The organism is Luteimonas mephitis DSM 12574 (genome assembly GCF_000422305.1).
GTDB lineage: Bacteria > Pseudomonadota > Gammaproteobacteria > Xanthomonadales > Xanthomonadaceae > Luteimonas > Luteimonas mephitis.
On record NZ_AULN01000013.1, the window covers coordinates 317,887 to 331,109 of the forward strand.

Annotated in this window: 14 protein-coding genes; 9 read left to right on the forward strand and 5 right to left on the reverse strand. The window is 71.6% G+C overall.

Annotation, left to right across the window (positions count from 1 at the left end; translation table 11 throughout):
* Window positions 1-99: 99 nt before the first annotated feature.
* Window positions 100-945, reverse strand: coding sequence for a shikimate dehydrogenase (gene aroE / locus H570_RS0103945; protein ID WP_027079606.1), 846 nt, complete (start codon window positions 943-945; stop codon window positions 100-102).
* Between the two features lie 232 nt (window positions 946-1,177).
* Here aroE and H570_RS0103950 point away from each other — a divergent pair, with 232 nt between their 5' ends.
* Window positions 1,178-2,077, forward strand: a complete 900-nt coding sequence (locus H570_RS0103950) for a TolB family protein (protein WP_027079607.1) — start codon at window positions 1,178-1,180, stop codon at window positions 2,075-2,077.
* A 202-nt stretch (window positions 2,078-2,279) separates the two neighbouring features.
* Here H570_RS0103950 and hemB read toward each other — a convergent pair whose 3' ends face one another.
* The 4 genes from hemB to H570_RS0103970 all read right to left on the reverse strand — a co-directional run bounded on the left by hemB (window position 2,280) and on the right by H570_RS0103970 (window position 6,204).
* Window positions 2,280-3,272, reverse strand: coding sequence for a porphobilinogen synthase (hemB, locus tag H570_RS0103955; RefSeq protein ID WP_027079608.1), 993 nt, complete (start codon window positions 3,270-3,272; stop codon window positions 2,280-2,282).
* Window positions 3,273-3,423: 151 nt separating this feature from the next.
* A complete protein-coding gene (locus H570_RS0103960) occupies window positions 3,424-3,672 on the reverse strand; it encodes a hypothetical protein (protein WP_036135040.1) in 249 nt (82 codons plus the stop codon).
* A gap of 142 nt (window positions 3,673-3,814) precedes the next feature.
* On the reverse strand, window positions 3,815-4,813 hold the full coding sequence (locus tag H570_RS0103965) for a chorismate transformation FkbO/Hyg5 family protein (protein WP_036135042.1): 999 nt from the start codon (window positions 4,811-4,813) through the stop codon (window positions 3,815-3,817).
* A 17-nt stretch (window positions 4,814-4,830) separates the two neighbouring features.
* Window positions 4,831-6,204: an NAD(P)/FAD-dependent oxidoreductase gene (locus H570_RS0103970; protein ID WP_051176094.1), complete on the reverse strand. Its 1,374-nt coding sequence runs from the start codon at window positions 6,202-6,204 to the stop codon at window positions 4,831-4,833.
* 148 nt (window positions 6,205-6,352) lie between these two features.
* On the opposite strand from H570_RS0103970, the gene H570_RS0103975 reads away from it, so the two are divergent.
* The 8 genes from H570_RS0103975 to H570_RS0104010 all read left to right on the forward strand — a co-directional run bounded on the left by H570_RS0103975 (window position 6,353) and on the right by H570_RS0104010 (window position 13,161).
* Window positions 6,353-6,622 (forward strand): phosphopantetheine-binding protein, encoded by a 270-nt coding sequence (locus H570_RS0103975; protein ID WP_027079612.1) that lies wholly within the window; start codon window positions 6,353-6,355, stop codon window positions 6,620-6,622.
* 124 nt (window positions 6,623-6,746) lie between these two features.
* Window positions 6,747-7,430 (forward strand): COG4648 family protein, encoded by a 684-nt coding sequence (locus H570_RS0103980; RefSeq protein WP_036135196.1) that lies wholly within the window; start codon window positions 6,747-6,749, stop codon window positions 7,428-7,430.
* A 154-nt stretch (window positions 7,431-7,584) separates the two neighbouring features.
* On the forward strand, window positions 7,585-8,355 hold the full coding sequence (locus H570_RS0103985; RefSeq protein ID WP_051176130.1) for a lysophospholipid acyltransferase family protein: 771 nt from the start codon (window positions 7,585-7,587) through the stop codon (window positions 8,353-8,355).
* Window positions 8,352-8,672, forward strand: coding sequence for an ApeI family dehydratase (locus H570_RS0103990; RefSeq protein WP_027079764.1), 321 nt, complete (start codon window positions 8,352-8,354; stop codon window positions 8,670-8,672). The genes H570_RS0103985 and H570_RS0103990 overlap by 4 nt, the downstream gene beginning before the upstream one ends.
* Window positions 8,669-9,691: an LpxL/LpxP family acyltransferase gene (locus tag H570_RS16310; protein WP_051176095.1), complete on the forward strand. Its 1,023-nt coding sequence runs from the start codon at window positions 8,669-8,671 to the stop codon at window positions 9,689-9,691. The genes H570_RS0103990 and H570_RS16310 overlap by 4 nt, the downstream gene beginning before the upstream one ends.
* Window positions 9,579-10,289, forward strand: coding sequence for a LolA-related protein (locus tag H570_RS0104000; protein WP_342664537.1), 711 nt, complete (start codon window positions 9,579-9,581; stop codon window positions 10,287-10,289). The genes H570_RS16310 and H570_RS0104000 overlap by 113 nt, the downstream gene beginning before the upstream one ends.
* A 26-nt stretch (window positions 10,290-10,315) precedes the next feature.
* Complete coding sequence (locus H570_RS0104005) at window positions 10,316-12,742, forward strand: MMPL family transporter (protein ID WP_036135047.1); 2,427 nt, start codon at window positions 10,316-10,318, stop codon at window positions 12,740-12,742.
* The gene (locus tag H570_RS0104010) at window positions 12,739-13,161 is read left to right on the forward strand and encodes a hotdog family protein (RefSeq protein WP_027079617.1); all 423 of its coding nucleotides are present in this window, start codon (window positions 12,739-12,741) and stop codon (window positions 13,159-13,161) included. The genes H570_RS0104005 and H570_RS0104010 overlap by 4 nt, the downstream gene beginning before the upstream one ends.
* The last annotated feature ends 62 nt before the right edge of the window (window positions 13,162-13,223 follow it).

A 13,223-nucleotide genomic window follows, 5' to 3' on the forward strand; every position in this document is an offset into this window, starting at 1 on the left:
GCAGTCGGTGCTCTTGCAGGAGCGGCCCATGGCCGCGAACTCTTGATTCGTCGCGCCAAGAAGAAGCTCGCGGCCATGGGCCGCTCCTACGGGAGCTGGCTAATCCCCGGTTACCAGCAGTACGTCGCGCTCGCGCAGCGCCGCGTAGGCCTCGTCGGTGTGCGGACGCACGCCGTGCCAGAGCTTGAACGCTTCCGCGGCCTGCTCGACCAGCATGCCGACGCCGTCGATGGCGTGGTGGGCGCCGGCGGCGCGGGCCCAGGCCAGGAACGGGATCGCGACTTCGCCATAGCTCAGGTCCACGCAGGCGGTGCGCGCGCCGACCAGCGAGGTGGGCAGGGTCGGCAGGCCGCCGCTGCGCGCGGCCGAGGTGGCGTTGACCACCAGGTCGAACTCGCCCAGCGCCGGGAGGTCTTCGAAGTAGCGCGAATGCACGCGTTTTGGCTGGCCCAGCGTGTCCACCAGCGCATCGGCGCGGTCGCTGCTGCGGTTGACGATGAACATCTCGCCGATGCCCGCATCGATCAGCGCCGGCGCGACGCCGCGTGCGGCGCCGCCGGCGCCCAGCAGCAGGGTGCGGCGCTGGCGCAGGTCCAGGCCGTGGCGGCCGGTGAGGTCGCGCACCAGGCCGATGCCGTCGGTGTTGTCGCCGAGCCAGCGGTCGCCCTCCCGGACCAGCGTGTTGACCGCGCCGGCGCGGCGCGCGCGGTCGCTGGCGTCCGCACACAGGGTCAATGCGAGTTCCTTCAATGGCAGGGTCACGCTGGCGCCGGTGCCGCCGCCCGCGACAAAAGCATCGAGCGCAGTGGCGAAAGTTTCCGGTGTCGCGTCGATCGCCTCGAAGTGGATCACGATCCCGGTCTGGTGGCCGAAGCGCGTGTGGATGCGCGGCGACAGCGAGTGCGTGATCGGGTGGCCGAAGACGGCATGGTGGGATTCGGTCATGACAGCCCCTGTGCGTCGAGGAAACGTGATCAAGAAGCGGGCGCGGCGGCGTGTTTCCCGTTCGCCGCAGCGGCCACGGGCAGTGTACTCCGCCGGCTTGTGGAGTCCTTGCGATGGTATGCAAAGTCCATGCGCATCGGCGCGGAGGGTGTGCGGGCCGCGCATCCGCCAACCGATCCCGCGCGGCCCGCTAGACTGCCGCCGATCCGGACGGAGCGCAGCGATGATGCAGATGGAAACGGACGTGGCGAGGGTGCTGGCGATGGCGATGTCCGCGGCCGTGTTGTCGGGCTGCGGCGCGGCGGGCGCGGCGCTGCAGGAGTTCGGCATCGAAGGCATGGGCGTGGTGTCGACGCCGCACGCCGAGGTGCGCGGCAGCGTCAGCCCCGACGGGCAGCGCATCGTCTGGGGCAGCACCGACCGCGCGGGCGGCGCCGGCGGCTGGGACCTGTGGCAGGCCACGCTGCGCGACGGGCGCTGGCAGAACCCGCGGCCGCTGCCGGTCAATTCGCCGGGCAACGACTTCGACCCGGCCTTCAGTGCCGATGGCCGCTGGCTGTACTTCTTCTCCAACCGCGCCGGCGGCTTCGGCGGTGACGACCTGTATCGCGCCGCGGTGCTCGCCGATGGCGGTTTCGGCGAGGTCGAAAACCTCGGCGCCGGCGTCAATGGCAAGGGCGACGAATGGGCGCCGAGCGCCGCTGGCACGCGGCTGCTGTTCGCCAGCGATTCGTTCGGCGGCGCCGGCCGGCATGACCTGTTCGTCGCGCGCTGGGATGGCAAGGCGTTCGTCGATCCGCAGCCGGTGCCCGGGATCAACACCGCGGCCGACGAGTTCGACGCCGCGTGGCTGGGAGACGGCAGGGCGATCGTGTTCGCACGCTCGGACGACGTCGCGCGCGCGCCGGTCCGGCTGATGCTCGCGCAGTGCGACGGCAGCGCGTACGCCGAAGCGCAGCCGCTGGCGCTGTCGTTCAATGCCGCCGACGGCAGCACGCTGGGCCCGGTGCTGGACCTGTCGAAGCCCACCGAGCTGCTGGTCAGCGGCTCGGCGAAGGCGCCGAAGGCGGGCAAGACGGACATCTACCGCATGCGCGCCCCGGCGGTGACCGGCAAGGACGGCTGCCTGTAGGAGCGCCCCACGGGCGCGATGCGTTTTGCCGGCAGGACATCGCGCCCATGGGGCGCTCCTGCAAGAGATGCTGCGCAACGTGCGCGCGTTCGAAAGGGACGCAACTGCCTTCCATGGCGCGACTGCAGCGGCTTCGGATAACCCGGCCCGGCCGTCCGTGGCCGGGCGTTCCGGAGCGCAGCGAACGCCTTGAGTGCGTCCGCTAAGCGCGCTCCTTCACCCAGCGCGCCGCGTCGAGCGCGAAGTACGTCAGCACGCCGTCGGCCCCGGCGCGCTTGAAGCCGAGCAGCGCCTCGAGCACGCACTTGCGCTCGTCGAGCCAGCCGTTGGCGAACGCGGCCTTGAGCATCGCGTACTCGCCGCTGACCTGGTAGGCGTAGGTCGGCACGCCGAACTCGTCCTTCACCCGCCGCACCACGTCCAGGTACGGCATGCCGGGCTTGACCATCACCATGTCGGCGCCTTCCTCGAGGTCCAGCGCGACCTCGCGCAGCGCCTCGTCGGAGTTGCCCGGGTCCATCTGGTAGGTGCGCTTGTCGGCCTTGCCCAGCGCCGACGCCGAGCCGACCGCGTCGCGGAACGGGCCGTAGAAGCTGCTGGCGTACTTGGCCGCGTAGGCGAGGATGCGGGTGTGGATGAAACCGTCCTGCTCAAGCGCGGCGCGGATCGCGCCGATGCGGCCGTCCATCATGTCGCTGGGCGCGACCACGTCGGCGCCGGCGCGTGCGTGCGACAGCGCCTGCTGCACCAGCGCATCGACGGTGGTGTCGTTGATGACGTAGCCGGCGTCGTCGACGATGCCGTCCTGCCCGTGCGAGGTGTAGGGGTCGAGCGCGACGTCGGTGATCACGCCAAGCTCCGGGAATCGCGACTTCAGCGCACGCACGGCGCGCTGGCACAGGCCATCGTCGTCCCACGCGGCGACGGCATCGAGCGACTTGGCTTCGGGCGCGGTGACCGGGAACAGCGCCAGCGCGGGGATGCGCAGCTCGCTTGCGGTCTCCGCGACCCTCAGCAGCTCGTCGATCGACAGGCGCTCGACGCCCGGCATCGATGGCACCGCGGCGCGACCGGCCGGTTCATGCACGAAGACCGGGTAGATCAGGTCGTCGGCGGTGAGGACGGACTCGCGCATCAGCCGGCGCGAGAAATCATCGCGGCGCATGCGCCGCGGACGGACGTAGGGATAGGTCATGCGGGCATTTTACCCCCGCCGTGACGCGGGGTCGCCGCGCGGTCCGTCGCGGCAGCGGCTGCAGCCGCGGGCTTTGTCACAGACTGCGGCAGATCCGGAGTTCGCGGCCGGAGCCGCTCCCGCGCGCTCCCGGTTCAGCAGGCCGGTGCTGTCAGAGCACTCCGCCGCCCAGCATCAGCCTTGCCACCGCGACCACGATCACCAGCCCGTTGAGCACCAGTCCGGTCTTGGCCCGGCCGCGGCTGCCGGGCGCCGTGAACAGCACGCCGATGGCGGCGATGATCGCGCCGACCGCGGCGAACGGGATCAGGAACCAGTTGCCCCACCCGAGCAGCGGAATGAGAGCGACGATCATCCAGATCATCGCGACGATGCCCCAGAGCAGGCTGATCAGTCCCATGGGTGGGTCCTCGTGGAAGGGGTGGGGGTTCAGGGTTCGGGATTGGGGATTGGGGATTCGGAAAGGCAGTCCCGCGACTCTCAAGGTAGGGCGGCTACCCGCTTTTTCCAATCCCGAATCCCGAATCCCGAATCCCGGCCCTTCACCCGTGCACCCCGTCGATCTCCACCGCCAGCTCGCGGCGGCAGATCGCGGCGTGCAGCAGCAAGCGCGGGACGCGGTCGCCGAGGCGGCGGTCGAGGGCTTCGGCGACCGCGGCCATGTCGCCGTGGTCGCGCACGTAGACCTTGAGTCGCGAGCCGGCGCCGAAATTCGCCGGCAGGTCCGACCGGCGCGCGCGCGCGGCATCGATCAGGGCGTCGAAGTTGTTGAAGGTTTCGTCGAGCTGGGCCAGCAGCTCGCCGACGTGCGCGGTGGCGTGTCCGACCACGCTGGCGGTGCCCGACAGCAGCAGCGGCATCGCGCTGCCCGGCGGCGGCAGCATCGCGCGGGCGAAGCTCGGCTGCTGCCGGCCGTACTGGCGCGGGTAGCGGTAGGCGCTGACCTGGCGCGGATTCTCCACCGGCGTGCCGGGCGCGCGCGCGGCCAGCCAGTACACCTGGACCACGCGGGCGTCGTCGCAGCGGCCGATCGCGGTGGCCGCGGGCAGGTCGAGGGCGTCGAAGTCGCCCAGCCCGCGTGCGCGGCCGACGCAGAATTCGCGGTAGCGTTCGGCGTCGCCCTCGCCGAGGGTGATCGCGTCGAGGTAGTTCCAGATGCGCAGCAGGTGCGGGGTGTCGCTGCCACGGACGAATCCGGTCATCCGTGCGTAGGCGTGCTCGGCGGCGGCAGTGATCGCGGACTCGCCGGCGGCCTCGAACCGCGCCTCGTCGACCTCGATCACGCCGAACAGCAGCTGCCCGTCGCTCGACCAGCGGATGTCGCCGTCGCGGCCGTGGACCACCGGCGCATTGCCGTGCCAGACCTCGAACGGCGCCACGCCGTGGGGCATCAGGGGCACGCGCAGGTAGCGCGGATCGTCCAGCTGCGGCGCATCGCCGAAGCCGAGCACGGCGAGGATGTCGTGCCCGGCCAGCAGTGGCGCCGGCGACGCGGCGTGCACGTATTCGACCTGCAGCCGCGGCGTCGGGTCGCCGGGCATGGATTGCAGCGGCCGGCTCACGAGTTGCCCGCCTGCAGGGTGTCGCCGTCGAAGCCGGCGCGCGCCTGCCGCCGGCGGTGCCACCAGTTGCGCAGCGCGCGCGGCGCCATGCCCAGCGCGGCGGCGGCGTACAGCACCCGGAACATGCGCAGGCGGCGGCGCACGCGCGGGCTGTCGAACACGTCGCCGGCCAGCATCGCCACCACCGCCTGTTCGATCTGCAGGTAGTTCTGCGGATTGGCGAACAGGTACTTCATCGTCGGCGAGGTGAAGCGGTAGATGAACCACTTGAACTCGTCGAGGCCGTCGACGAGCCGGCGCTCGGTGTCGCGCTGCAGCCTGGCCTCGCGCGCCGGTTCGCGCAGCGCGCCGTCGACCACCTCGGCGCCCTGCTCGGCGCCGTACATGCCCAGGTACACGCCGGAGGAGAACATCGGGTCGACGAAGTTCCAGGCGTCGCCCACCAGCAGCCAGCCCGGCCCCGCCATGCGCGTGCATTCGTAGGCGTAGTTGCCGGTGACGTGCACCGGCGCCACGCGCCGCGCGCCGCGCATGCGCCGGGCCACTTCGGGAATCGTGTCCAGGGTGCGCAGCAGGAAGCCCTCGCTGTCGCCCTTGCGGGTCTTGAGGTATTCCGGGTAGCACACCGCACCGACGCTCATGTCGCCGTCGGCCAGCGGGATCAGCCACGCCCAGCCGTGGTCGTGGCGGTAGATGCTGACGTTGCCGGCATCGCGGCCGGGGCGGCGCTCGACGCCGCGGTAGTGGCTGAACACCGCCGCCGACTGGTGGCGCGGGTTCTTGCGCTTGAGCTTGAGCTTGCCGCCGAGGAAGGCGTCGCGGCCGCTGGCGTCGACCAGGTAGCGCGGGCGGAACGCCAGCGCGTTGCCGTCGGCGCCGCGCGCGTGCACGAGCGCCGGGCGGCCGCCGGCATCGAATTCGACGCGCTCGACCGCCACCTGCTCGCGCGCGTCCACGCCGTTCTCGCGCGCGTGCTCGAACAACACCTGGTCGAACTGCTCGCGCTTGACGTGGTACGCATGCGGGAACTTGGCGTCCAGCGCCTTGGCGAAGTCGAAGGTGTTGTAGCCGCCCTCGTCGCGCGGGAAGTCGGCGCCGAGCTTGAGCATGCCGATCGCGTCGACCTTCTCCAGCGCGCCAAGCCGCTGCAGGATCGGCATGTTCATCGGCAGCAGCGATTCGCCGATGTGGAAGCGCGGGTGCCGGTCCTTCTCCAGCATCGTCACCCGCCAGCCCTTGCGCGCCAGCAGCGTGGCGATGGTGCTGCCGGCCGGGCCGCCGCCGATCACCAGCACGTCGGTATCCACCGGCACCGGCGGTGCCGCCGGGTTGTCGACGCCGGGTCCTGGCTGGGTGGGAATCGTGGTCATCCTGAATGCGTTGTTGTCGGGCGGGATGGCCGCTCATGATAACGGCTGGCCTCCGCGGCGGTTGCGCGCAGGGACGCGATGCTGGATCGTTGCAGCCCCTGAAGCTGCGGGATCCGCCCGCCGCAACGCCGAGTCGAACGGAAGCCTGATGTCCCCGCAAACCCAAGCCGAACGTGAACTTGCCGACCTGCTGGTCGAAAGCCTGAACCTGGAAGACGTCGAACCCGGGTCGATCGACCCCGAGGCGCCGCTGTTCAATTCCGGCCTGGGGCTGGATTCGATCGATGCGCTTGAACTGGCGCTGGCGATCAGCAAGCGCTACGGCTTCCAGCTGCGCTCGGACAACGACGAGAACCGCAACATCTTCGCCTCGCTGCGCGCGCTGTCGGCGCACGTCGAACAGAACAAGGCGGCTTGATCGCGCGCGCCGCCCGGCGACATCCCGCGGACACGCATCCCCGCCGCAACCGCGCGGCAACCGCGGCGCACGGGCACCGGGTTCGCCGCCACGCCTGCTTCCCCTTATCGGTGACCGCGCAGTGATCCTCGTCTTCCAGGCGCTGCTGGCGCTGGCCTACACCGTGCTGGCGCACCTTTCCAATGCGCTCGACCGCCCCGGGCTGGCCGCGATCGCGCTGGCGCTGCTGGCATTGATGCTGCTGCTGGCGCCGATGCTGCAGCGGCGCTGGTGGGCCTGGCTGGCGCTGCCGCTGCTGTGGCTGGAAGTGCTGGTGCTGTACTGCGACGGGCTGGTGCGCGCGCCGATGGTGCTGGTGCCGGTGGCGTTCGTGGCGCTGGTCGCGTGGTGGTTCGGGCGCAGCCTGCGCCACGGGCGCGTGGCGCTGATCACCCGCATCGTGGCGCGGATGGACGACGTCGCGCCGGAACGGATGGCGCCCGACCTGCTGCGCTACACCCGCGGCCTGACCGCGGCCTGGGCGTGGCTGCTGGCGGCGCTGGCGCTGGTGAACCTGGTGCTGGCGCTGGTCGCGGTACCCGACGGCCTGCTGGCCACGCTGGGCCTGCATTCGCCGCTGCCGGTCACGCGCACGCAGTGGTCGTGGTTCGCCAACATCTGCAACTACGGCATCGTCGGCGGCTTCTTCGTCATCGAATACCAGTTCCGCAAGCGCCGCTTTCCCGGCCGCTACGACAGCTTCCTGGGCTTCGTGCGCAAGCTGGCCGCGCTGGGGCCGGCGTTCTGGCGCGATTTCCTGAAGCCCTGACGACAGGGATCCGGCATCCGGAATGGCGGCGGCGCCGACGCTGTCGCGCTCTTTCCAATCCCCAATCCCCAATCCCGGATCCCCAATCCCGGATCTCCAATTCCGGCTCTTCGGTATCCTTCGCATCGTGCAACAGCAAGACGACATCATGGACATGCCATCGTCGCCGCCCCGGCGAATCGATCGTAACCTCGCCTGGACGGCGTTCAACGCGCTGCAGTTCGCCTTCACGCTGGCGTGGACGGCGGCCTGGATCGGCGTCGCGCTGGCGCTGCATGCGGTCCTGCGCGACCGCCACTGGCCGCTGCGCATGGCCTCGCGCTGCTGGGCGCCGGGGCTGTTGCGGGGCGCCGGCGCGCGCCTGCGGGTGAGCGGGCTGGAACGCGTGGACTGGTCGCGCAACCACGTCTTCGTCGCCAACCACCAGTCGACCATCGACATCTGCGCGCTGTTCCGCGCCATCCCGGTGCCGCTGCACTTCCTGCTCAAGCAGGAGATGACCCGGGTGCCGCTCGTGGGCCGGTACGCGAAGGCGATGGGCATGGTGTTCATCGATCGCAGCGATCGCCGCGCAGCGGTCGCGTTCCTGCGCCAGTCGACCGAACTGGTGCGCGCTGGCGGCAACCTGTGCATCTTCCCCGAGGGCACGCGCAGCCGCAGCGGCGCCGTGGCCGCGTTCAAGGGCGGCGCGTTCCAGGCCGCGATCGACGCGGGGGTGGGCGTGGTGCCGGTGGCGATCGAGGGCTCGGGCGCGGTGCTGTATCCGGAAGGCTTCTTCCACGTGCGCCCGGGCGTGATCCACGTGCGCTTCGGCGCGCCGCTGCCGACCCGTACCGCCGAAGGGCCGGTCGATCGCCAGGCGCTGGCCGACGACGCGCGCGCGGCGGTGCTGGCGATGCTGGATAGCGGTGCGGCCCGCGCATGAATCGCTTCACGATTGCCCACGACCACCCGGCGCTGGCCGGGCATTTCCCCGGCCGCCCGATCGTGCCGGGCGTGGTGGTCCTCGACCGCGTGCTCGATGCGGTCGAAGCCGCGCACGGCCCGCTGCCCGCGCTGCGGCTGCCGCAGGTGAAGTTCGTGCGGCCGCTGCTGCCCGGCGAGCCGGCGCAGGTGGTGATCGAAGCCGCGGCGCCCGTGGAAACCGGCGCGCCTGCATCGCGCTGGCGTTTCCGGGTCGAACGCGACGGCGAGCTGGTCGCCAGCGGCGAGATCGCGGCGGCAGGGGCATCGGCGGCATGAACGCCGGCGGGGACGGCGGCTGGAAGCAGCGGCGCGAGGGCGGCGGCTGGTTCGCGATCTGGCTGATCCGCGGCATCGGCCGGCACGGCGGGCGCGCGCTGGCGCGGCTGTTCCTGTATCCGATCACCGGCTACTTCCTGCTGCGCCGCAGCGCCGAGCGCCGCGACTCGCGCGCCAACCTGAGCCGCATCCTCGGCCGCCCGGCGACGCTGGGCGACGTCGCGCGCCACATCCATACCTTCGCCGCCACCATCCTCGACCGGGTGTTCCTGCTGGGCGGGCAGATCGAACGCTTCGACGTCACGGTGCACGGCGTCGACGTGCTGCACGCGCAGCTCGACCGCGGCCAGGGCGTGCTGCTGTTCGGCTCGCACCTGGGCAGCTTCGAGGTATTGCGGGTGATCGCGCGCAAGCGGCCGGATTACCGCATTCGCGTGGTGCTCGACAAGGCGCACAACCCGGCGATGACGCAGCTGCTCGACGCGCTCAGCCCGGAGATCGCCGCCGGCGTCATCGATGCCAGCCAGGACGGCCCGAGCCTGATGCTGGCGATCAAGCAGGCCGCCGAAGAAGGCGCGCTGATCGCACTGCTGGTCGACCGTACCCAGCCGGGCGCGGCCACCCAGACGGTGCAGTTCTTCGGCGCGCCGGCGCGGTTCCCGGTGGCGCCGTGGATGATCGCCGCAGTGCTCAAGCTGCCGCTGTCGCTGGCCTTCGGCCTGTATCGTGGCGGCAACCGCTACGACCTGGTGTTCGAGACGTTCGAGGACCGTGGCCTCGACCTGCCGCGGGGCCAGCGCGCCACGCGCATGGCCGCGCTCATCCAGCGTTATGCCGCCAGGCTGGAGCATTACGCGCGGCTGGCGCCCTACAACTGGTTCAACTTCTATGATTTCTGGAATCCCGATGAGCAACCGCAATCCACGCTGGAAGTGGCTGCCGAACCTGCTGCCGACCCTACTGTCGGCGCTGGCGCTGGGCGCCGCCACGATGGCCTCGGCGGCACCGCAGGCGGCTGACCCCGGCGCCGCGATCGACAGCGACTGGGTGCTGCGGATCCTCGCGCGCCCGGCGCCGATGCGCACCAACTTCGTCGAGATCCGCAGCTCGCGCCTGCTCAAGGAACCGCTGCGCCTGTCGGGCGAATACCAGCGCCCCGACGAGCACACGCTGGTGCGCCAGGTGCGCGTGCCGTACGTCGAAACCACCACGATCACCACCGATGCCGCCGGCGCCAGCCAGGCCACGGTGGCGCGTGAAGGCAAGTCGCCGCGCACCTTCGCGCTGTCGCGCGTGCCGGAACTGGCGCGGCTGCAGGCCAGCTTCGGCGCGCTGCTGGCGGGCAACCGGGCCGCACTCGCAAGCCATTACGACATCCACGCCGAGGGCACGCGGCGCAAGTGGGAGATGCGGCTGGTGCCGAAGGCCGCGCCGCTGTCGGACAAGCTGCGCGACATCACGCTGTACGGGCGCGGCATCGAGCTGCGCTGCATCGAGACGCGACCGGTCGAGGGCGACGTCCAGCGCACGCTGCTGGCCGGCGCGGCGCGCGTGGCGCACGAGACCACCAGCGCGGCAGCCGTGATGGCGCTGTGCCGCGGCGAGCCGACGCCGTAACCGCGCGCGCCGCACGGACGCCTGCCATGGACGCGCGCCTGCGATTCACGTTCGCACTGCTGTGGCTGGCGCTGCTGCTGCTGGCCGGCTGGTGGATCAGCGCGCACCTGCAGCTGACCGGCGACCTGCGCAAGTTCATGCCCGCGCCGGAAACCCCGGAGCAGAAGCTGCTGATCGACGAACTCGGCGAAGGGCCCGGATCACGCCTGCTGCTGGTGGCGCTGTCCGGCGCCGACGCGCCGACGCTCGCCGCGCAGTCGAAGGCGCTGCACGCCGCGCTTGCGGCCGACGACCAGTTCGCGCTGGTCGCCAACGGCGACGCCGACCTCGACGCGATCCCCGAGCGCCTGCGCCCGTACCGTTACCTGCTCTCGCCCACGCTCGACGCGCAGCCGCTCGATGCCGCCTACCTGGCCGGACAGCTCGACGAGCGCGTGCAGGACCTCGGCTCGCCCGCCGGCGCGCTGGTCGAGCCGCTGGTCGGCAGCGACCCGACCCTGGAAACGCTGAAGGTGGCCGAGGCGCTGCAGCCGGCGAACGCGCCGCAGCGGGTGCAGGGCGTGTGGTTCGACCGCGCCGGCAAGCGCGCGCTGCTGGTGGTGCAGACGCGCGCCGCCGGGTTCGACCCAACCGGCCAGCAGCGCGCGGTGGATGCGATCAACGCGGCGTATGCAAAGGCGCGCGGCAACGGCGCGGGCGCGATGGTGCTCAGCGGTCCCGGCGCGTTCTCGGTCGAGATCGGCGGCCGCACCGAGGCCGAGGCGCAGTGGATCGGCACCTTCGACACGATCGGCCTGGTCGTGCTGCTGATCGTCGCCTACCGCAGCTGGAAGATCCCGGTGCTCGGCGTGCTGCCGCTGGCCAGCGCCGGCCTCGCCGGGCTGGGCGCGGTGGCGCTGCTGTTCGACGGCGTGCACGGCATCACCGTCGCGTTCGGCTTCACCCTGATCGGCGTGGTGCAGGACTATCCGATCCATCTGTTCAGCCACCAGCGCCCGGGTGTCACGCCGCTGCAGAATGCGCGCGCGCTGTGGCCGACGCTGGCGACCGGCGTGGTTTCCACCTGCATCGCCTATTTCACCTTCCTGTTCTCCGGCGTCGACGGCCTGCAGCAGCTGGCGGTGTTCACGGTTGCGGGCCTGCTCGTCGCCGCGCTGTCGACGCGCCTGCTGCTGCCGCGACTGATCGACCCGACGCCGCGCGACTTCGCCGACTCGCGCCTGCTCGCGCGCATGTGGGCATGGACGCGGCACCTGCCGCGGCCGCGCTGGTCGCTGCTGGCGTTCGCGCTGGCGGCGCTTGCCGCCACCGCGCTGGCGCCCGGCGCGTTCTGGCAGAACGACCTGTCGAAGCTCACCCCGGTGCCGGCCGACGCGCTGGCACGCGACGCCGACCTGCGCGCCGAACTCGGCGCTCCCGATGTGCGCTATGTGCTGACGCTGCAGGGCCGCGACGACGAAGCGGTGCTGGAAGCGTCCGAACGCCTGCGCCCGGCGCTCGACCAGCTGGTGCGCGACGGCGCGCTGGCCGGCTACGACATGGCGGCGCGCTACCTGCCCAGCGCCGCGGTGCAACGCGCGCGCCAGCAGTCGCTGCCCGATGCCGCGACGCTGCGCGCCGCGCTCGACGCGGCGCTGGCCGACAGCCCGTTCCGCGCTGATGTGTTCGGCGAGTTCGTCGACGACGTGGCGAAGGCGAAGGCGCTGCCGCCGCTGTTGCCGGCCCAGCTGGCCGGCACGCCGCTGGAAACCGCCGTCGGCGGCCTGCTGCTGGGCGGCAGCGGCCACGCCACCGCGCTGGTGTCGCTGGCCGGGCTGGAGGATCCGGCCGAGGTCGCGCGCGTGGCGCGGCTTAACGGCGCCGCGCTGCTGGACATGAAAGCCGCGTCCGAATCGCTGGTGGTGGCCTATCGCGGCCGCGTGCTGGCCGCGCTTGCGGTGGCATCGCTGCTGCTCGCGCTGACGGTGTGGATCGCGATGCGGCTATCGGTGCTCGCGCAGCGACGCGTGGCGCATGCCACGGGTGCGCCGCTGCCGCCGCGAGCCGGCGTCTCCGGCGAAACCGCGCGCCGCACCGCGCGCGTGCTGCTGCCGATGGCGCTGACCACGCTGCTGATCCTCGCGGTGCTGCGCCTGTGCGGCGTCGAGCTGACCCTGTTCCACCTGGTCGCGCTGATCCTGGCCGCCGGGCTCGGCCTGGACTACGCGCTGTTCTTCGACCACGCCGGCGACGACTACGCCGACCAGCTGCGCACGCTGCACGCGCTGATCGTGTGCAGCCTGATGACGCTGCTGGTGTTCTTCCTGCTGGCCCTGTCGTCGATCCCGGTGTTGCGCGCGATCGGCAGCACGGTCGCGCTGGGCGTGTTCGGCAACTTCGTGCTGGCGCTGCTGATCTCGCGCCAGCCGGCGACGCCGAACGACCCCGACGCGGCCGGGGTGAGCGATCCATGATCAGCCGCGACGAGATCCTCGCCCTCATCCCGCACCAGGGCACCATGTGCCTGTGGGACGAAGTGGTCGAGTGGGATGCACGATCGATCCGCCTGCGTGCGGACAACCATCGCGATGGTGCCCATCCACTGCGCTCGGGCAACCGCCTGCGCGCGATCCATCTGTGCGAGTACGGTGCCCAGGCGATGGCCGTGCACGGCGGCCTGCGCGCGCGCGCGTCCGGCGGAACGGCGAAGCCCGGCCTGCTGGTCGCGCTGCGCGGCGTGCAGCTGCACGTCGCGCGCATCGACGACTTGCCCGGTGCCCTCGAATGCGAAGCAGAAGTGCTGGTCGAGGCCGAGTCCAGCCAGCAGTACGGCTTCCGCATCCACCATGCCGGCACGCTGCTGGCCGAGGGCCGCGCCGCGGTCATGCTGTAGGCCGGCGCGACGGCCCAGCCTGGGTCGTGGTGGTGATCGCATGCGACAGCGTTCCCCGCGAT

Excerpts from the sequence above, each read along its gene's own strand:
- H570_RS0104010 (WP_027079617.1), top strand. The coding sequence starts at position 12,739 with ATGATCAGCCGCGACGAGATCCTCGCCCTCATCCCGCACCAGGGCACC.
- H570_RS0103965 (WP_036135042.1), bottom strand. The coding sequence starts at position 4,813 with ATGCCCGGCGACCCGACGCCGCGGCTGCAGGTCGAATACGTGCACGCC.
- H570_RS0104005 (WP_036135047.1), top strand. The coding sequence starts at position 10,316 with ATGGACGCGCGCCTGCGATTCACGTTCGCACTGCTGTGGCTGGCGCTG.
- H570_RS0103985 (WP_051176130.1), top strand. The coding sequence starts at position 7,585 with ATGCCATCGTCGCCGCCCCGGCGAATCGATCGTAACCTCGCCTGGACG.
- H570_RS0103950 (WP_027079607.1), top strand. The coding sequence starts at position 1,178 with ATGGAAACGGACGTGGCGAGGGTGCTGGCGATGGCGATGTCCGCGGCC.
- H570_RS0103975 (WP_027079612.1), top strand. The coding sequence starts at position 6,353 with ATGTCCCCGCAAACCCAAGCCGAACGTGAACTTGCCGACCTGCTGGTC.
- hemB (WP_027079608.1), bottom strand. The coding sequence starts at position 3,272 with ATGACCTATCCCTACGTCCGTCCGCGGCGCATGCGCCGCGATGATTTC.
- H570_RS0103990 (WP_027079764.1), top strand. The coding sequence starts at position 8,352 with ATGAATCGCTTCACGATTGCCCACGACCACCCGGCGCTGGCCGGGCAT.
- H570_RS0104000 (WP_342664537.1), top strand. The coding sequence starts at position 9,579 with ATGAGCAACCGCAATCCACGCTGGAAGTGGCTGCCGAACCTGCTGCCG.
- H570_RS0103960 (WP_036135040.1), bottom strand. The coding sequence starts at position 3,672 with ATGGGACTGATCAGCCTGCTCTGGGGCATCGTCGCGATGATCTGGATG.
- aroE (WP_027079606.1), bottom strand. The coding sequence starts at position 945 with ATGACCGAATCCCACCATGCCGTCTTCGGCCACCCGATCACGCACTCG.
- H570_RS0103970 (WP_051176094.1), bottom strand. The coding sequence starts at position 6,204 with ATGACCACGATTCCCACCCAGCCAGGACCCGGCGTCGACAACCCGGCG.
- H570_RS16310 (WP_051176095.1), top strand. The coding sequence starts at position 8,669 with ATGAACGCCGGCGGGGACGGCGGCTGGAAGCAGCGGCGCGAGGGCGGC.